Here is a 17,941-nt window from a genome sequence, read left to right on the forward strand (position 1 = left end):
GGCGGCCTACGGTCACTTCGGCCGTGAGGACTCCGACTTCACCTGGGAGCGCACCGACCGCGTCGACGCCCTCCGCGCGGCGGCCGGTCTGTAAGGACCTGTAAGCCTGCCACGGCCTGAACCGAAGGCCCGGGCGCCCTTGTGGCGTCCGGGCCTTCGCATGTCCGAGTCCTCTGCTAAGACTTGATCTGTGAGCAGGGACGACGAGCAGCGCAAGGCCCCGGCGGAGGAGCCGCAGGGGGGTGAGCAGCTCGCGCTCATCCGGGACAGCGTGCGCAAGGCCAAGGTGCCGCGGGCCAAGCCGCGGACCTGGCGGGGGGCCGCGCTGGCCCAGGAGCGGCCGGTGGCCAAGGTGCTCGTGGACAAGGGCCCGGTGCACCTCGACAAGCTGTGGGACTACGCGGTCCCGGCCGAGATGGACGCCGAGGCACGGCCCGGGGTGCGGGTGCGGGTGCGGTTCGGGGCCGGGACCGGCCGGGTGCGCGAGGGGCGGCGCGAGGGGGGCGGGCTGCTCGACGGGTACATCGTCGAGCGGGTGGCCGAATCCGACTACCGGGGTCCGCTGGCGGCCATCGCCCAGGTCGTCTCGCCCGAGCCGGTGCTCGGGCCGGGGCTGCTCGCGCTGTGCCGGGCCGTCGCCGACCGGTACGCGGGCTCGCTCGCCGACGTCCTGCAGCTGGCCATGCCCAAGCGGAACGTCCGCGCCGAGTCCGAGACGTCCCCGCCGCCGCTGCCCCCGCCCGGGCCGCCCGCGCCCGGCAGCTGGGCGCGCTATCCGGCCGGGTCCGGGTTCCTCGACGCGCTCGCGGGCGGCGGCACGCCCCGGGCCGTATGGACCGCGCTGCCCGGACCGCACTGGCCGGACGAGTGGGCCGCCGCGGTCGCCGCCACCCTCTCCTCCGGGCGCGGCGCGCTCGTCGTCGTCCCCGACGGGCGCACCGCCGCCCGGGTCGACGCGGCGCTCACCCGGGCGCTCGGCGGCGCGGGGCGGCATGTGCTGCTCACCGCGGACCTCGGGCCCGAGGAGCGCTACCGGCGGTGGCTGGCCGTCAGCCGCGGGTCGGTGCGGGCCGTCGTCGGCACCCGGGCGGCCATGTTCGCGCCGGTCCACGACCTCGGCCTGGTGGGCATCTGGGACGACGGCGACCAGAGCCACAGCGACGACCACGCCCCGCAGCCGCACGCCCGCGACGTCCTGCTGCTGCGCGCCGTGCACGAGCGGGCGGGCTTCCTGCTGGGCGACCTCGGCCGCACCGTGGAGGCCGCCCAGCTGGTGGAGAACGGCTGGGCCCGGCCGCTGGAGGCCGATCGCGAGCAGGTCCGCGCGTCGGCCCCGCTGATCCGTACCGTGGACGAGGGCGAGGTGGCACGGGACACCGAGGCGCGCGCCGCCCGGCTGCCCACGCTCGCCTGGCAGACCGTGCGGGAGGCGCTGACCCGGGGCCCGGTGCTGGTGCAGGTGCCGCGCCGGGGGTACGTACCCCGGCTGGCCTGTGAGCGCTGCCGCGAGCCCGCCCGCTGCCGGCACTGCTCGGGCCCGCTGGAGGCGCGCGACGCGGACCGGCTGGCCTGCGGCTGGTGCGGGCGGGCCGAGACCGCCTGGCACTGCGCCGAGTGCGGGGGCGTACGGCTGCGGGCGAGCATCGTCGGCGCCCGGCGCACCGCGGAGGAGCTGGGCCGCGCGTTCCCCGCCGTCCCGGTCCGCACCTCGGGCCGTGACCACATCCTGGACACCGTGCCCGACCGGCCGTCGCTCGTCGTCAGCACCCCGGGTGCCGAACCGGTCGCCGAGGGCGGTTACGCGGCCGCCCTGCTGCTCGACGGCTGGGCCCTGCTCGGCCGCCCCGATCTGCGCGCGGGCGAGGACGCGCTGCGCCGCTGGCTGGAGGCGGCCGCGCTGGTACGGGGGCATGAGGACGGCGGTCTCGTCGTGGTGACCGCCGAGCCGACGCAGCGGCCCGTTCAGGCGCTGGTGCGATGGGATCCCGCCGGTTACGCGGCGCGCGAACTGGCCGAGCGGTCCCAGCTGGGCTTTCCGCCGGTCTCCCGGATGGCGGCGGTGGCCGGTCCCGGGGAGGCGGTGGCCGAACTGATCGCCTCGGCGGCGCTGCCGCAGGGGACCGAGACCCTGGGCCCCGTCCCGCTGCCTCCCACCCCGCCGGGCCGCCCGCGCCGCCCCGGCGACCCGCCGCCGGGGGAACAGTGGGAGCGTGCCCTGCTGCGGGTGCCGCCGGGCCAGGGCCGTGCTCTGGCCGCGGCCGTCAAGGAGGCCAAGGCGCTACGGCTGGCCCGCGGTGACAAGGACCCGGCGGTCCGGGTCGACCCGCTGGATATCGGCTGACGCGTGCTTTCTCAGCCGTTGCGGGGGCTCGGGAAGGCGCTGGGGCGAGGCTCTTCGCGCAGCGGCGGGGTGGACTGCGGGGGGACGGTGCGGGCGACCGGTACGGACGGGACCGGCGGCACCGCGGCGGGCTCGGGGCTGTGCGCAGCCGGGGCCTCGACGCCCTCCACGGCGCTCGCCGACGAGGCTCGGCGGGAGCCGTAGCGGCGGTGCACCGCCTGCTTGGTGACGCCGAGCGCGGAGCCCACCGCGTCCCACGAGAAGCCGAGCGAGCGGTCGAAGTCGACCGCGGCGGTGACCAGGGTCTCGACGCTGTCCCGCAGCTCCTGGGCGAGCCGCACGGTGGGTGCCGGGGCGCGGCCGTAGACGACGAAGCCCGCGGACGGTCCGGTGCGCCGCGGCCGGTAGACGTTGCCGAGCTGGGCGGTGAGGGTGCGCAGCGCGTCCACCTGTCGGCGGACCCGCTCGATGTCCCGGACCAGGAGGTGCAGGCTGGCCCGTGCCTGGGCGTCGTGAGTTGCGTGGTCGGCCATGAACAAGCCTCTCGAACCGGCGGTGAAGGGGTGGTCGGGAAGGGGACCGGGTCGCGGTCGCGGCCCGGCGGGGTCAATCTCTCTTGACCAACGCGACACCCGCCCGTCGGTCACGGTCCGGGGCGTGCGGGACTCGGCTCGTACGCCCCCTGAGCTGTCGGGACCATAGACTGAGGCGGCGTTTCCGCCGTTCCGCGCCGCCGTTCTCCGCCCCTGTACGAGAGGTAGTTCGCCACCCATGAGGCTCGTCTTCGCCGGTACCCCCGAGGTCGCCCTGCCCGCGCTGGACGCACTGATCGCGTCCGACCGGCACGAGGTGGTGGCCGTCGTGACCCGTCCCGACGCGCCCGCCGGGCGCGGCCGTCGGCTGGTGGCCAGCCCGGTCGCGGAGCGGGCCGGGGAAGCGGGCATCGAGGTGCTGAAACCGGCCAAGCCGCGGGACGCGGACTTCCTCGCCCGGCTCGCCGAGATCGCCCCGGACTGCTGCCCGGTGGTGGCCTACGGCGCGCTGCTGCCCAAATCGGCGCTGGAGATCCCGGCGCACGGCTGGGTCAATCTGCACTTCTCGCTGCTGCCCGCGTGGCGCGGCGCCGCGCCGGTGCAGCACGCGGTGCTCGCGGGCGACGAGGTGACCGGGGCGTCGACGTTCCAGATCGAGGAGGGGCTGGACTCCGGACCGGTGTACGGGGTGGTGACCGAGGACGTACGGCCCACCGACACCAGCGGCGATCTGCTGACCCGGCTGGCCTTCGCCGGGGCCGGGCTGCTCGCGGCGACGATGGACGGCATCGAGGACGGTTCGCTGCGGGCGGTGCCGCAGTCCGGCGAGGGCGTCTCGCTCGCCCCGAAGATCAACGTCGAGGACGCGGAGATCGACTGGTCGGCGCCCGCGCTGCGGGTCGACCGGCTGGTGCGGGGGTGCGCCCCGGCGCCGGGCGCGTGGACGACGTTCCGCGGGGAGCGGCTGAAGGTGGTCTCGGCGGCGCCGGTGGCGGACCGTACGGATCTGGTGCCCGGTGCGCTCGCCGCGACCAAGAAGGCGGTGTACGTGGGCACGGGCAGCCACGCCGTGGAGCTGACCTGGGTCCGGCCGCAGGGCAAGAAGCCGATGCGCGCGGCGGACTGGGCCCGCGGGGTGCGGATCGCCGAGGGCGAGCGGCTCGGCGGCTGACGTACGTACGTCAGCCGCGTAACAAGACGGGCGCGGGCGCGCCGGGGGAGGCCGGACGTTGACCTCAACCTTGGTTCAAGTTCTACCGTCCTGACATGTGCCGCCGGTCCGGACCCACCGGCGTAACTCCGTGGCGGCACCCCGGAACCCTTCGGAGGTGCGCGATGAGCATGGAAGTCACCGCGTGGCATTCCCTGTACCAGGCCACCCACGCCAGCGACGACCGGCGGCCCTTCTCCCGAGCGACCCTGCGCCGCATCGGGGCCTTCGCCCGCCCGCACCGCCGTCCGCTGCTGCTGTTCGTCGCGCTGAGCACGGTGGTGGCGGTGACCGCGGTCGCCACCCCGCTGCTCGCGGGCCGGGTGGTGAACGCGATCGACCGCCACGCACACCAGTCCACGGTCCTCGGCCTGGCCGGGCTGATCGCCGCCATCGCCGTGGCCGAGGCAGCGCTCGGGCTGCTGACCCGGCGGCTGTCCGCGAACATCGGCGAGGGGCTGATCCTCGATCTGCGCACCGCCGTCTTCGACCACGTCCAGCGGATGCCGGTCGCCTTCTTCACCCGCACCCGCACCGGGGCGCTGGTCAGCCGCCTCAACAACGATGTGATCGGCGCGCAGCGGGCGTTCAGCGACACCCTCTCCGGAGTGGTGAGCAACGCGGTGACGCTGCTGCTCACCTTCGTCGTGATGGTCGGCATCTCCTGGCAGATCACCCTGCTCGCGCTGGCGATCCTGCCGGTCTTCCTGCTGCCCGCCCGCCGGGTCGGCCGTCGGCTCGCCACGCTGCGGCGCGAGGCGGCGGCCCACAACGCCGCGATGGGCACCCAGATGACCGAGCGGTTCTCGGCGCCCGGCGCGACGCTGGTGAAGCTCTTCGGCCGCCCGGACGAGGAGTCCGCCGAATTCGCCGCGCGGGCCCGCCGGGTGCGGGACATCGGCGTCCGTACGGCGATGGTCCAAGTCTCGTTCGTCACCGCGCTGACCCTCGTCTCCGCCCTGGCCCTGGCCCTCGTCTACGGCCTCGGCGGCTACTACGCGCTGCGCGGCAGCCTCGACCCGGGCGCCGTCGTCTCCCTCGCGCTGCTGCTCACCCGGCTGTACGCGCCGCTGACCGCGCTCGCCGGGGCGCGGGTGGAGGTGATGAGCGCGCTCGTCAGCTTCGAGCGGGTCTTCGAGGTGCTCGACCTGAAGCCGCTGATCACCGAGAAGCCGGACGCCCGGCGGGTCCCGGACGGGCCGGTGTCGGTGGAGTTCGACCACGTCGACTTCGGCTACCCGTCCGCCGACAAGGTGTCGCTGGCCTCGCTGGAGGAGGTCGCCCAGCTGGACACCCGCGGCGGCGTCCAGGTGCTGCACGACGTGTCCTTCCGCGCCGAACCCGGCCAGATGGTCGCGCTGGTGGGCTCCTCCGGCGCGGGCAAGTCGACCCTCGCGCAACTGCTGCCGCGCCTCTACGACACCGACGCGGGCGCCGTCCGGATGGCCGGCGTGGACGTCCGCGACCTGACCGCCGCCTCGCTGCGCGAAACCCTCGGCATGGTCACCCAGGACGGCCATCTCTTCCACGACTCGATCCGCGCCAACCTGCTGCTGGCCCGGCCCGGGGCGGCCGAGGAGGAGCTGTGGGAGGTGCTGCGCCGGGCCCGTCTTGACGGGCTGATCGCGTCGCTCGCGGACGGGCTGGACACGGTCGTCGGCGAACGCGGCTACCGCCTCTCCGGCGGTGAGCGCCAGCGGCTGACCATCGCCCGGCTGCTGCTGGCCCGCCCCCGGGTGGTGATCCTCGACGAGGCCACCGCCCATCTGGACTCCACCTCCGAGGCCGCGGTGCAGGAGGCGCTGGCCGAGGCGCTGGACGGGCGTACCGCGCTGGTGATCGCCCACCGGCTGTCCACGGTGCGGGCGGCGGACCTCATCCTCGTCGTGGAGGACGGCCGGATCGTGGAGCGCGGCACCCACCACGCGCTGCTCGCCGCCGAGGGGCGCTACGCGGAGCTGTACCGCACCCAGTTCGAATCCCAGGACCCCGGGGAGCCGAAGGAGACCGCGAAGGCGCTGAGCTGAGCCGCGTAGGCTGGGGCGGATCAGCCCCATACCTTCCGGAGCACATTTCCCGTGAGTTCCCAGCCCGGCCCTTCCCGTAGCAGCCGCCCCGGCAAGCCCTACCGCCGACCGAAGAAGGACCCCGTGCGGATCCTCGCCTTCGAGGCGCTGCGGGCCGTCGACGAACGGGACGCGTACGCCAACCTCGTCCTCCCGCCCATGCTCCGCAAGGCGCGGGGGGACGAGGGCTTCGACGCCCGGGACGCGGCCCTCACCACCGAGCTGGTCTACGGCACCCTGCGGCACCAGGGCACCTACGACGCGATCATCGCCGAATGCGTGGACCGCCCGCTGCGCGAGGTGGACCCGCCCGTCCTCGACGTGCTGAGCCTGGGCGCTCACCAGCTGCTGGGCACCCGCATCCCCACCCACGCCGCCGTCTCCGCGAGCGTCGAACTGGCCCGGGTGGTGCTCGGCGACGGGCGCGCCAAGTTCGTCAACGCGGTGCTGCGCAAGATCGCCGCCGCGGACCTCGACACCTGGCTGGAGCGGGTCGCCCCGCCGTACGACGAGGATCCCGAGGACCACCTCGGCGTCGTGCACGCGCATCCGCGCTGGATCGTCTCGGCGCTGTGGGACGCGCTCGGCGGCGGCCGGGCCGGGATCGAGGACCTGCTGGAGGCCGACAACGAACGGCCCGAGGTCACCCTCGTCGCCCGCCCCGGCCGGTCCGCCACCGACGAGCTGGTCGCCGCCGTCGGCGAGGAGTCCGCGCTGCCGGGCCGCTGGTCCCCGTACGCCGTGCGGCTCACCGAAGGCGGCGAACCCGGCGCGCTGGACGCGATCCGCGAAGGGCGCGCCGGGGTGCAGGACGAGGGCAGCCAGCTCGTCGCCCTCGCGCTCGCGGGCGCCCCGCTGGACGGCCCCGACAAGCGCTGGCTGGACGGCTGCGCGGGCCCCGGCGGCAAGGCCGCGCTGCTCGGCGCGCTCGCCGCGGGCCGCGGCGCCGCCCTGCTGGCCGCCGAGAAGCAGCCGCACCGGGCCCGGCTGGTGGAGCGGGCCCTCGCGGGCAACCCCGGCCCGTACCAGGTGGTCACCGCCGACGGGACCCAGCCGCCGTGGCGGCCCGAGAGCTTCGACCGGGTGCTGGTCGACGTGCCGTGCACCGGCCTCGGCGCGCTGCGCCGCCGCCCCGAGGCGCGCTGGCGCCGCCGCCCCGAGGACCTGGCCGGGTTCGCGCCGCTCCAGCGCGGGCTGCTGCGCGAGGCGCTGGCCGCCGTACGAATCGGCGGCGTCGTCGGCTACGCGACCTGCTCCCCGCACCCGGCCGAGACCCGTGCCGTGGTCGACGACGTGCTGGGGGAGGCGCGCAAGGGAGGGGGCGCGACGGCGGAGTGGATCGACGCCCGCCCCCTGATGCCGGGCGTCCCCGCGCTGGGCGAGGGCCCCGACGTCCAGCTGTGGCCGCATCTGCACGGCACGGACGCCATGTACCTGGCCCTGCTGCGCCGCACCGGCTGAAGGGGCGGGGGGCGTTCGAACGGGAGCCCGTCACGGGATATCTTGATGTCGAGCAATGTTACAGACGTGGAGCGGAGCACCCGGTGACTGACTCGACCATCATCTATACGCACACCGACGAGGCCCCGGCCTTGGCGACGTATTCGTTCCTGCCTGTGGTCGAGGCCTACGCCTCGACGGCCGGGGTCTCCGTGGAGCGGCGGGACATCTCCCTGGCCGGGCGCATCATCGCTCAGTTCCCGGAGCGCCTCGAGGCGGACCAGCGCATCGAGGACGCCCTCGCCGAGCTGGGCGAGCTGGCCAAGACGCCCGGGGCCAACATCATCAAGCTGCCGAACATCTCGGCGTCCATCCCGCAGCTGAAGGCGGCCGTCGCGGAGCTGCAGGAGCAGGGCTACGCGCTGCCGGACTACCCGGACGACCCGAAGACCGACGAGGAGCGGGACATCCGCGCCCGTTACGACAAGGTCAAGGGCAGCGCCGTCAACCCGGTTCTGCGCGAGGGCAACTCCGACCGCCGCGCCCCGGCGTCGGTCAAGAACTACGCCAAGGCCAACCCGCACCGCATGGGCGCCTGGTCGGCCGATTCCAAGACCAACGTCGTCCACATGACCGGCGACGACTTCCGCTCCACCGAGAAGTCCGTGGTGATCGCCGAGGACGCCTCGCTGCGCATCGAGCTGTCCGGTGACGACGGCTCCACCACCGTGCTGCGCGAGTCGGTGCCGGTGCTCGCGGGCGAGGTCGTGGACGCGTCCGTGCTGCGCGTGGCCGTGCTGCGCGAGTTCCTGAAGGAGCAGGTCGCCCGGGCCAAGGCCGAGGGCGTGCTGTTCTCGGTGCACCTGAAGGCCACGATGATGAAGGTCTCCGACCCGATCATCTTCGGCCATGTCGTACGCGCCTTCTTCCCGAAGACGTTCGCCGCGTACGGCCAGGCGCTGGCCGCGGCCGGGCTCACCCCGAACGACGGGCTCGGCGGCATCCTCAAGGGCCTGGAGTCGCTGCCCGAGGGCGCGAAGATCAAGGAGTCCTTCGAGGCGGAGCTGGCCGAGGGCCCGGAGCTGGCCATGGTCGACTCCGACCGCGGCATCACCAACCTGCACGTCCCGAGCGACGTCATCGTCGACGCCTCCATGCCCGCCATGATCCGTACCTCGGGTCACATGTGGGACACCAAGGGCGAGGAGGCCGACACCCTCGCGGTCATCCCGGACAGCAGCTACGCGGGCATCTACCAGGTCGTCATCGACGACTGCCGCGCCAACGGCGCCTTCGACCCGTCGACCATGGGCTCGGTGCCCAACGTCGGCCTGATGGCGCAGAAGGCCGAGGAGTACGGCAGCCACGACAAGACCTTCGAGATCCCGGCCACCGGCACCGTGCGGGTGACCGACGGCCAGGGCAACCTGGTCCTGGAGCAGACGGTCAGCGAGGGCGACATCTTCCGGATGTGCCAGACCAAGGACGCGCCGATCCGCGACTGGGTCAAGCTCGCGGTCACCCGCGCCCGCGCGACCGGCGACCCGGCGGTGTTCTGGCTGGACGCGGGCCGCGCCCACGACGCCAACCTCATCGCCAAGGTCGAGCAGTACCTCCCGGAGCACGACACCGAGGGGCTGCGCATCGAGGTCATGTCGCCCGTCGACGCGATCGCGTTCTCCCTGGAGCGGATCCGCCGCGGCGAGGACACGATCTCGGTCACCGGCAATGTGCTGCGCGACTACCTGACCGACCTGTTCCCGATCCTGGAGCTGGGCACCAGCGCCAAGATGCTGTCGGTCGTGCCGCTGATGAACGGCGGCGGGCTGTTCGAGACCGGCGCCGGTGGCTCCGCGCCCAAGCACGTGCAGCAGCTGGTCAAGGAGAACTACCTGCGCTGGGACAGCCTGGGCGAGTTCCTCGCGCTCGCGGTCAGCTTCGAGCACCTCGCGCAGACCACCGGCAACGCGCGGGCCCAGGTGCTCGCCGACACCCTGGACCGGGCGACCGCCACGTTCCTCCACGAGAACAAGTCGCCCAGCCGTCGCGTCGGTGGCATCGACAACCGCGGCAGCCACTTCTACCTGGCGCTCTACTGGGCCCAGGAGCTGGCCAAGCAGACCGAGGACACCCAGCTCGCGGAGTCCTTCAAGGCGCTCGCCGGGACGCTGGCCGAGCAGGAGCAGGCCATCGTGGACGAGCTGCTCGCCGTGCAGGGCTCGCCGTCCGACATCGGCGGCTACTACCAGCCCGACGGTGCCAAGGCGTCGGCCGTGATGCGTCCGTCGAAGACCCTCAACCAGGCGCTGGCCGCCCTGCGCTGACGGTCCTTCCGGATACCTACGTAAATCGCCCCGGCCGGTTCTCCGGCCGGGGCGGTTCACGTCTCCGTACACCCCGCTACGGCACCTCGGGCATCGCCTCCCGCGGGACGCCGGTCGGGGCGTACGGCTTGGCCGCGCCCGCCTTCGGGTTGAGGTCCTTGTGGACCGCGCGGGCCACGGCCTGGATGGTGGCGACCCCGTCGTCCATGCGGGCGTTGTCCTGGGTGAGCACCGTGAGCGTGTAGTGGTGGCCGTGCCCGGCGAACGCGCCGATGCTGTGCACCCGCCAGCCGTGGGTGGCGCGGGACAGCCAGCCGTTCTTCACCTGGATCGCGGTGCCGCGCGGCGCGCCCGCCGGGGTGCCCCAGCGCTGGGACGGCACGACGTCGTGCATCAGCCGCAGGATGTACGTACGGGAGCGGTCGTCGAGCACCGTGTTGGGGCGGGTCACCAGCTCCAGCAGCCTCTCCTCGTCGTTCGCGGTGATCTGGGTGAGCCCCCAGTAGCCACCGCTGCCGGGCACGGTCCTCGTCATCCCGGCGGCCCGCAGGAACGCCTTCACCTTGGCCGCCTTGAGCTGCCGCCACAGCGCGGTGGTGGCGTCGTTGTCCGACTTCGTGATCATGTCGGTGGCGAGCCGGGACTCGCGCCGGGTCAGTGTCCGGTCGTGCTTCGCGGCGTCCCGCAACAGCGTGGCCAGCACCGTCACCTTCACCACGCTCGCGGAGTCGAACGGCCGGTCCGCGCGCAGCGTGCAGCGGGTGTGCGTGGCGGCGTCGCGCAGGCTGACCGCCGTGGTGGCGGACCGGCCGCGCAGCGCCGCGTCGATGTCCCGGGACAGCTTGGCGGCCTGGCCCGCCCGGTCGGAGCCGCAGACCGTCCGCGGGGTCGCGGCCGTGGCGGTCTGCGCACCGGCGAGCGCCGGGGCGAGGAGTCCCGCGGTAAGCGCCGCGGAGAGCGCGGCGCGGGTCCGCGGGAGTATTCGCTGTCGCGTCATGGTCGGTTTGCCTCTGCCCTTATGTGTTCCCGCCCGTCACACGGGCATCCCTGGTCACTCATCCCTCATGACCCACAACCGACAGTGCGGGTTGCCTTCGAGGCCCAGGGTTTCGATCACCCCATCGCGGCTCCGGCGCGGCGGCAACCGGGGAGGGCCATCGGGGCGGCGACCGGATCGTGATCATCCCGGGTCCGTGGCCCGGCGGCGGGCGTGGCAGGCTGGTCCCATGGCCGTGCAGATCTCTCCCAGCATCCTGTCCGCGGACTTCTCCCGCCTGGCGGACGAAGCCAAGGCCGTCGAGGGTGCCGACTGGCTCCATGTCGACGTCATGGACAACCACTTCGTGCCCAACCTGACGCTCGGAGTGCCGGTGGTGGAGGCGCTGGGCAAGGCGACGGACACGCCGATGGACTGCCATCTCATGATCGAGGACCCGGACCGCTGGGCCCCGGCCTACGTGGAGGCGGGGGCGGGCTCGGTCACCTTCCACGTGGAGGCCGCGGCCGCGCCCGTACGGCTGGCGCGCGAGATCCGGGCCAAGGGCGCGCGGGCGTCGATGGCGCTCAGGCCCGCGACCCCGATCGAGCCGTACGAGGATCTGCTGCCCGAACTGGACATGCTGCTGGTGATGACCGTGGAGCCCGGCTTCGGCGGGCAGGCGTTCCTCGACATCATGCTGCCCAAGATCCGCCGCACCCGGGAGCTGATCTCCCGGCACGGCCTTCAGATGTGGCTCCAGGTGGACGGCGGGGTGTCCGCCTCGACCATCGAGCGGTGCGCGGAGGCGGGCGCCGATGTGTTCGTGGCGGGTTCCGCGGTCTACGGGGCGCAGGACCCGGACAAGGCCGTACGCGAGCTGCGCGCCCTTGCCGAGAACGCGGCGGGCGGCTCCGGACTGTGCGGCCACGAAGCTACCGGTCGGTGAACGTAACGGTAAAGCGCGAACCAACTCAGCCGTTTCTGACAGGATGAACGGTGAGGCCGGAACATTGACAAGTGAGGAGACCGCGGTGTCGACGGGCCGTTCAGCCACGCGGATGGGACCCGCCGAACTGGTGCAGGCGGCGGCCATGGCCCGCCGCTTCTACCTCGAGGGCAAGTCCAAGATCCAGATTGCCGAGGAGTTCGGGGTCAGCCGCTTCAAGGTCGCGCGCGTGCTGGAGACCGCGCTCGAACGCGACCTGGTGCGGATCGAGATCCGGGTTCCCGCCGAACTCGACGCGGAGCGCTCCGACGCGCTGCGCGCCCGCTACGGGCTGCGCCACGCGGTCGTCGTCGAGTCCCCGGCCGACGCCGAGGCCGACACCCCGGACCCGGAGAACCTGGGCGAGGTCGCCGCGGATCTGCTCGGCGAGCTGGTGAACGAGGGCGATGTGCTCGGGCTGGCCTGGGGCCGTTCCACCATCCACATGGCCGCGGCGCTGCACCGGCTGCCCCCGTGCACCGTCGTCCAGCTCACCGGCGTGTACGACGCGGGCACGGCCGAGCGCGGCTCGGTCGAGGCCGTCCGGCGCGCCGCCGCCGTCTCCGGCGGCGAGGCCCACCCGATCTACGCGCCGATGCTGCTGCCGGACACCGCGACGGCCGACGCGCTGCGCGGCCAGACCGGGATCGCCCGCGCCTTCGAGTACTTCGACAAGGTCACCGTGGCGTGCGTGTCCATCGGCTCCTGGGAGGCCGGGATCTCCACCGTGCACGACATGCTCACCGAGGAGGAGCGGGCCCACTACGAGAGCCTCGGCGCCGCCGCCGAGATGTCGGCCCACCTCTTCGACGCCGAGGGCCGCCGCATCGGCCGCGACCTGGGCGAGCGCTGCATCACCGTGGAGGCCGACCGGCTGCGCCGGATCCCCGAGGTGGTGGCCATCGCGGGCGGCCGCCGCAAGGCGGCGGCGATCGGCGCGGTGCTGCGGTCGGGGCTGGTCACCAGCCTGGTGACGGACACGACGGCGGCCGACCATCTGCTGCTGGAGGCCGACCCGGGCCCCCGCCCCGCCCTCGACCGGGCCGACCCCGACGGCGTGTGAGGGATGCGCTCCCGGCGCCCCCAGGCGCCGGGGCCCGTCGTCCCCAGGCTCGAATCCCCGGCCGCATGGGACACTGAAGTACGTGCGTTTCCTCAATGATCAGAAGCCGCCGTACGACCTGACGTACGACGATGTGTTCATGGTGCCGAACCGTTCCGCGGTCGGCTCCCGCCAGGGCGTCGACCTGGCCTCACCCGACGGCACCGGCACCACCATTCCGCTCGTCGTCGCCAACATGACCGCCATCGCGGGGCGCCGGATGGCCGAGACGGTCGCCCGGCGGGGCGGCCTCGTCGTCATTCCGCAGGACATCCCGATAGACGTCGTCGCCGATGTCGTCCGCTGGGTCAAGGGACGCCACCTGGTCCTCGACACCCCGATCGTGCTCGCCCCCACCGGCACCGTCGCCGACGCCCTCTCGCTGCTGCCCAAGCGGGCGCACGGCGCGGGCGTCGTGGTGCAGGACGGCCGCCCGGTGGGCGTGGTGACCGAGACCGACCTGACCGGGGTGGACCGGTTCACGCAGCTGTCCGAGGTGATGTCCCGGGAGCTGCTGCTGCTCGACGCCGACATCGACCCCCAGGACGCCTTCGGCCGCCTCGACGCGGCGCACCGCAAGTTCGCCCCGGCTGTCGACGCCGACGGCAGGCTGGCCGGGATCCTGACCCGCAAGGGCGCGCTGCGCGCCACGCTGTACCGGCCCGCCGTGGACGGGGCGGGACGGCTGCGGGTCGCCGCCGCCGTGGGCGTCAACGGCGATGTGGAGGGGCACGCCAAGGCGCTGCTCGACGCCGGGGTGGACACCCTGGTCGTGGACACCGCGCACGGCCACCAGGAGTCGATGATCACCGCGCTCAAGGCGGTCCGCGCCCTCGACCCGGGCGTCCCCGTCGCCGCGGGCAACGTGGTCGCCGCCGAGGGCGTGCGCGATCTGATCGAGGCGGGCGCCGACATCGTCAAGGTCGGCGTCGGACCGGGCGCCATGTGCACCACCCGCATGATGACCGGCGTGGGCCGCCCGCAGTTCTCCGCGGTGCTGGAATGCGCCGCCGAGGCGCGGAAGTTGGGCAAGCACGTCTGGGCGGACGGCGGGATCCGGCATCCGCGCGACGTGGCGATGGCGCTGGCGGCCGGGGCGTCCAACGTCATGGTCGGCTCGTGGTTCGCCGGTACGTACGAGTCCCCGGGCGACCTCCAGCACGCCGCCGACGGGCGGCCGTACAAGGAGAGCTTCGGCATGGCGTCCGCGCGCGCCGTGCGCAACCGCACCAGCGAGGAGTCGCCCTACGAGCGCGCCCGCAAGGCGCTGTTCGAGGAGGGCATCTCGACCTCGCGCATGTTCCTGGACCCGGCCCGGCCGGGCGTCGAGGATCTGATCGACTCGATCATCGCGGGGGTGCGCAGCTCCTGCACCTACGCGGGCGCGGGCTCGCTGGCGGAGTTCCACGAGCGCGCCGTGGTCGGCGTCCAGAGCGCCGCGGGCTACGCCGAGGGCAAGCCGCTGCACGCCAGCTGGGAGTAGCCCCCGAAAAAGGCGGTGGCCCCCACTCGGCTCGGGTGAGTGGGGGCCACCGCCGTGGGTGCGGGACGGGACGTCAGCGCACCAGGCCGCGCGGGTCACCGCCCCGCCGGGGCAGGGCGTGCCGGGGCGGGCTGGTGAGCGTGATCTGGCGTACCAGCTGGTGGAACGAGACCAGCGCGGCGACCGGGGGGAGACCGGCGACGGCCATGCTGGGCGCGTTCTTGGGGGCGTGCGCGACGCACAGGAACACCGCGATCGTCGAGAAGAGCACGACCACCGCCCATGAGTGCGCGGCCCCGCGGCGGTGCAGCGCGGCCCGCAGCACGGACAGCGAGGCGACCAGCCAGGGCCCGTAGACCAGCAGGGGCCACCACGCCGCCATGGACTCCGAGGTGCTGGGGGAGGCCAGATAGCGCAGCGGGCGGTACGAGATCATCCCGCCCAGCACGCTCAGCATGGCGACGATCACGGTGGTCATGGCCGCGAAGAGCAGGCTGATCAGCTGGAGCCACGGCATCGTCGGTACCCGGAAGCGGACCCGGCGGCGCTTGCCGCGCCCGCGCACATGGGTGGGGGAGGGCGGCCGGACGGGGATCGGACCGGTGGAGTGCACCGGGTCCTCGACGGGGACGGCGGCGGAGACGGGCGGGGGGACGGAAGGGGGGACGGTGGGGATGGCTCCGGTGCTCTGGAGCAGCCGCGCCAGGTCGCCTTCCAGATCCCAGCGGGCCTCCAGGGAATCCGGGTCCGGCAGGGGGAAAGGATTCATCTCGTAGTCGACGCCCATGTCCCACCGCTCGGAGTGGGCGTGCGGCTGGCGGTGGCCGGTGGGAGGGGGCCCGTAGCCGCCCGGCCTCGGCTCGGTGTACGTCATCCCTGGACGCCCGCCTCGACGCCCGGCTCCGCCGCACCGGAGCGCTGGAGGAAGTCGTCTTCGATCCTGCCCAGGGTCTTGAGGAAGTCCTCCCACACCCTCGAGCAGTATTCGAGGGGGTAATCGTGCGGGAACCGCTCCTCCTCCTTCCCGTGGTCCCGGGCCCGGAACACGGGTTCGGCCGTAAGCGGAGCGTGGTCAGGGGGCTGCAGCCTGTCAGTCGTCACGTCCCCACCAACGACCGCCAAATTGGTGCCGTATCGCGGCATTCGGGTGAATCGGGGGGTGACGCGCGCACGGGTGTCGCAATGATTCCCTGGCGAGCGCCCCCGCGCGCAATGTTCGGACAGGTATGCGCAAGGATGGTGCATTACGGCCGCGGCCGGGCGGCTCATAGGGTCGTGCGCTGACGCTGAGTGGCGGAGGCCGACCGCTTGGCGATTCCCACCTGCGGATTTGTCACCGGGCATCCCTATGCCCGCGTTCGGTCGTACGCCACCAGACACCCAAGCCGATGGCAGCGATTAAGGAGCCACCCACGTGTTGGAGCACGGCACAGCCCCTCCCACCGCCGAGCGACCGGAGGCAGGGCCTCCGGCCGGCGGGCTCGGCGCCCGCCTGATGCGGCGCAAACCGGTGGAGCGGCTGGTCGCCGAGGGCGGCCAGGGCGAGGGCGGAAGCCTGCGGCGCTCCATGGGCATGTGGCAGCTGACCATGATCAGCATCGGCGCGACGCTGGGCACCGGCATCTTCGTCGTCCTCGGCGAGGCCGTGCCGGACGCGGGTCCCGCGGTCGTCGTGTCCTTCGTCATAGCCGGGCTCACCGCGCTGTTCTCCGCGCTCTCGTACGCGGAGCTGGCGGGCACCATCCCGGTCTCCGGGTCCTCGTACTCGTACGCCTACGCGACCATGGGCGAGCTGATCGCCTGGGTGTGCGGCTGGTGCCTGATCCTGGAGTACGGCGTCTCGGTCGCGGCCGTCGCCGTCGGCTGGGGCCAGTACCTCAACGAGCTGCTGGACGGCACGCTCGGCCTCACCATCCCCGACGCGCTCGCCGCCCCGCCCGGCGACGGCGGCGTCTTCAACCTGCCCGCGCTGCTCGTGGTGCTGCTGGCCATGGCCTTCCTGCTGGGCGGCGCCAAGGAGAGCGCCCGGGCCAACACGATCATGGTCGCGGTGAAGATCGCCGCGCTGATCCTGTTCTGCGCCGTCGCCTTCACCGGCATCCGGGCCGGGAACTACACGCCGTTCATGCCGCTGGGCATGGCGGGCGTCAGCGCCGCCGGGGCCACCCTGTTCTTCTCGTACATCGGCTTCGACGCCGCCTCCACGGCGGGCGAGGAGGCCAAGGACCCGCAGCGCGACCTGCCCCGCGCGATCATGCTCTCGCTCGTCATCGTCACCGCGCTGTACTGCCTGGTCGCGGCGGTGGCGGTGGGTGCCCTGCCGTGGAAGAAGTTCGCGGGCACCGAGGCCGCGCTCGCCGGGATCATGGAGGACGTCACCGGCCAGAGCTTCTGGGCCGTGGTGCTGGCGGCGGGGGCGGTCGTCGCGATCGCCTCCGTGGTGCTGACCGTGCTCTACGGCCAGACCCGCATCCTCTTCGCGATGTCCCGCGACGGGCTGGTGCCGCCGGTCTTCTCCAAGGTCCACGCCGGAACCGGGGTACCGCGCGCCAACACCGTCATCGTCTCCCTCTTCTGCGGCGTCCTCGCCGCCGCGATCCCGCTCGGCCAGCTCGCCGACGCCACCAGCATCGGCACGCTCTTCGCGTTCGCGCTGGTCAACATCGCCGTGATCGTGCTGCGCCGGACCCGGCCCGAGATGACGCGGACCTTCCGGGTGCCGCTGTCGCCGCTCTTCCCGGTCATCGGCTTCGGGCTGTGCCTGTGGATGATGAACAGTCTGGAGATGGTGACCTGGGTGGTCTTCGGTGTCTGGATGGCCGTCGGGCTTGTGCTGTACTTCGCATACGGCATGCGCCGATCCCGACTGGCCACAGCAGAGAAGTGACTCCCCCGCAGTGCGACTGAACGACCTCGACGAACGCATCGTCCACGCCCTCGCCGAAGACGCCCGCCGCTCCTACGCCGACATCGGCGAGCTGGTCGGCCTGTCCGCCCCCGCCGTCAAGCGGCGGGTGGACCGGCTGCGGGCCGACGGCGCCATCACCGGCTTCACCGTACGGGTGGACCCGGCGGCGCTGGGCTGGGAGACCGAGGGGTTCGTCGAGCTGTTCTGCCGTCACAACACCTCGCCCGCAGACATCCGCCGGGGCCTGTCGCGCTACCCCGAGGTGGCGTCCGCGTCGACCGTCACCGGCGACGCGGACGCCGTCGTCCAGGTCTTCGCCGCCGACATGCGCCACTTCGAGCGGGTGCTGGAGCGGATAGCGGGGGAGCCGTTCGTGGAGCGCACCAAGTCGGTGCTGGTGCTGTCGCCGCTGCTGCGGCGCTACACCTCGGGCGCCCCGACGTAGCGCCCCGGCGTAGCCCCTGAACGCAGCCCCCGGGGCCGGGGAGGTTGCGGAAGCCTCGGCCCCCCACAAAGAATCACCAGCCCACGCCGAAAAAACGTCACGGGTTCCCAACACACACGCAACAA

General features: G+C 73.3%; 14 protein-coding genes. 10 read left to right on the forward strand and 4 right to left on the reverse strand.

Annotated features, from left to right (window positions below; all coding sequences use genetic code 11):
* Window positions 1-190 precede the first annotated feature (190 nt).
* Complete coding sequence (locus ACZ59A_RS36105) at window positions 191-2,341, forward strand: primosomal protein N' (RefSeq protein WP_470967710.1); 2,151 nt, start codon at window positions 191-193, stop codon at window positions 2,339-2,341.
* Between the two features lie 11 nt (window positions 2,342-2,352).
* Here the strand turns inward: ACZ59A_RS36105 and ACZ59A_RS36110 are convergent, their stop codons facing one another.
* Window positions 2,353-2,874 (reverse strand): hypothetical protein, encoded by a 522-nt coding sequence (locus ACZ59A_RS36110; RefSeq protein WP_470967712.1) that lies wholly within the window; start codon window positions 2,872-2,874, stop codon window positions 2,353-2,355.
* A 238-nt stretch (window positions 2,875-3,112) separates the two neighbouring features.
* Between ACZ59A_RS36110 and fmt the strand changes: the two genes are divergently transcribed.
* The 4 genes from fmt to ACZ59A_RS36130 all read left to right on the forward strand — a co-directional run bounded on the left by fmt (window position 3,113) and on the right by ACZ59A_RS36130 (window position 9,914).
* On the forward strand, window positions 3,113-4,045 hold the full coding sequence (fmt, locus tag ACZ59A_RS36115) for a methionyl-tRNA formyltransferase (RefSeq protein ID WP_470967714.1): 933 nt from the start codon (window positions 3,113-3,115) through the stop codon (window positions 4,043-4,045).
* 164 nt (window positions 4,046-4,209) lie between these two features.
* Window positions 4,210-6,111, forward strand: coding sequence for an ABC transporter ATP-binding protein (locus tag ACZ59A_RS36120; protein WP_470967717.1), 1,902 nt, complete (start codon window positions 4,210-4,212; stop codon window positions 6,109-6,111).
* A 51-nt stretch (window positions 6,112-6,162) separates the two neighbouring features.
* Window positions 6,163-7,611: an RsmB/NOP family class I SAM-dependent RNA methyltransferase gene (locus tag ACZ59A_RS36125; RefSeq protein WP_470967719.1), complete on the forward strand. Its 1,449-nt coding sequence runs from the start codon at window positions 6,163-6,165 to the stop codon at window positions 7,609-7,611.
* Between the two features lie 83 nt (window positions 7,612-7,694).
* Entirely contained in the window at window positions 7,695-9,914 is a 2,220-nt protein-coding gene (locus ACZ59A_RS36130) for an NADP-dependent isocitrate dehydrogenase (protein WP_470967722.1), read from the forward strand.
* A gap of 76 nt (window positions 9,915-9,990) precedes the next feature.
* On the opposite strand, the gene ACZ59A_RS36135 is transcribed toward ACZ59A_RS36130, so the two are convergent.
* Window positions 9,991-10,911, reverse strand: coding sequence for a serine hydrolase (locus ACZ59A_RS36135; RefSeq protein ID WP_470967724.1), 921 nt, complete (start codon window positions 10,909-10,911; stop codon window positions 9,991-9,993).
* A 229-nt stretch (window positions 10,912-11,140) separates the two neighbouring features.
* Between ACZ59A_RS36135 and rpe the strand changes: the two genes are divergently transcribed.
* From rpe to ACZ59A_RS36150, 3 genes are all read left to right on the forward strand, one after another.
* Window positions 11,141-11,839 carry a ribulose-phosphate 3-epimerase gene (gene rpe / locus ACZ59A_RS36140; protein ID WP_470967726.1) on the forward strand — a complete coding sequence of 233 codons (699 nt, stop codon included), beginning with the start codon at window positions 11,141-11,143 and terminating at the stop codon, window positions 11,837-11,839.
* A 112-nt stretch (window positions 11,840-11,951) separates the two neighbouring features.
* On the forward strand, window positions 11,952-12,941 hold the full coding sequence (locus ACZ59A_RS36145) for a sugar-binding transcriptional regulator (protein ID WP_391175975.1): 990 nt from the start codon (window positions 11,952-11,954) through the stop codon (window positions 12,939-12,941).
* A gap of 82 nt (window positions 12,942-13,023) precedes the next feature.
* A complete protein-coding gene (locus ACZ59A_RS36150) occupies window positions 13,024-14,463 on the forward strand; it encodes a GuaB1 family IMP dehydrogenase-related protein (RefSeq protein ID WP_470967729.1) in 1,440 nt (479 codons plus the stop codon).
* A gap of 73 nt (window positions 14,464-14,536) precedes the next feature.
* Here the strand turns inward: ACZ59A_RS36150 and ACZ59A_RS36155 are convergent, their stop codons facing one another.
* Both ACZ59A_RS36155 and ACZ59A_RS36160 read right to left on the reverse strand, forming a co-directional pair.
* Entirely contained in the window at window positions 14,537-15,337 is an 801-nt protein-coding gene (locus tag ACZ59A_RS36155; RefSeq protein WP_470967732.1) for a DUF2637 domain-containing protein, read from the reverse strand.
* Entirely contained in the window at window positions 15,334-15,564 is a 231-nt protein-coding gene (locus ACZ59A_RS36160; RefSeq protein ID WP_470967734.1) for a hypothetical protein, read from the reverse strand. Before ACZ59A_RS36160 ends, ACZ59A_RS36155 begins: the two co-directional genes overlap by 4 nt.
* A 313-nt stretch (window positions 15,565-15,877) precedes the next feature.
* Here ACZ59A_RS36160 and ACZ59A_RS36165 point away from each other — a divergent pair, with 313 nt between their 5' ends.
* Together ACZ59A_RS36165 and ACZ59A_RS36170 are read left to right on the forward strand one after the other, a co-directional pair.
* The gene (locus ACZ59A_RS36165) at window positions 15,878-17,350 is read left to right on the forward strand and encodes an amino acid permease (protein WP_470967736.1); all 1,473 of its coding nucleotides are present in this window, start codon (window positions 15,878-15,880) and stop codon (window positions 17,348-17,350) included.
* Between the two features lie 10 nt (window positions 17,351-17,360).
* A complete protein-coding gene (locus ACZ59A_RS36170; RefSeq protein WP_468046621.1) occupies window positions 17,361-17,816 on the forward strand; it encodes an Lrp/AsnC family transcriptional regulator in 456 nt (151 codons plus the stop codon).
* The last annotated feature ends 125 nt before the right edge of the window (window positions 17,817-17,941 follow it).

Source organism: Streptomyces sp. NPDC040405, assembly GCF_055595765.1.

Excerpts from the sequence above, each read along its gene's own strand:
- rpe (WP_470967726.1), top strand. The coding sequence starts at position 11,141 with ATGGCCGTGCAGATCTCTCCCAGCATCCTGTCCGCGGACTTCTCCCGC.
- ACZ59A_RS36110 (WP_470967712.1), bottom strand. The coding sequence starts at position 2,874 with ATGGCCGACCACGCAACTCACGACGCCCAGGCACGGGCCAGCCTGCAC.
- fmt (WP_470967714.1), top strand. The coding sequence starts at position 3,113 with ATGAGGCTCGTCTTCGCCGGTACCCCCGAGGTCGCCCTGCCCGCGCTG.
- ACZ59A_RS36155 (WP_470967732.1), bottom strand. The coding sequence starts at position 15,337 with ATGACGTACACCGAGCCGAGGCCGGGCGGCTACGGGCCCCCTCCCACC.
- ACZ59A_RS36135 (WP_470967724.1), bottom strand. The coding sequence starts at position 10,911 with ATGACGCGACAGCGAATACTCCCGCGGACCCGCGCCGCGCTCTCCGCG.
- ACZ59A_RS36145 (WP_391175975.1), top strand. The coding sequence starts at position 11,952 with ATGGGACCCGCCGAACTGGTGCAGGCGGCGGCCATGGCCCGCCGCTTC.
- ACZ59A_RS36120 (WP_470967717.1), top strand. The coding sequence starts at position 4,210 with ATGAGCATGGAAGTCACCGCGTGGCATTCCCTGTACCAGGCCACCCAC.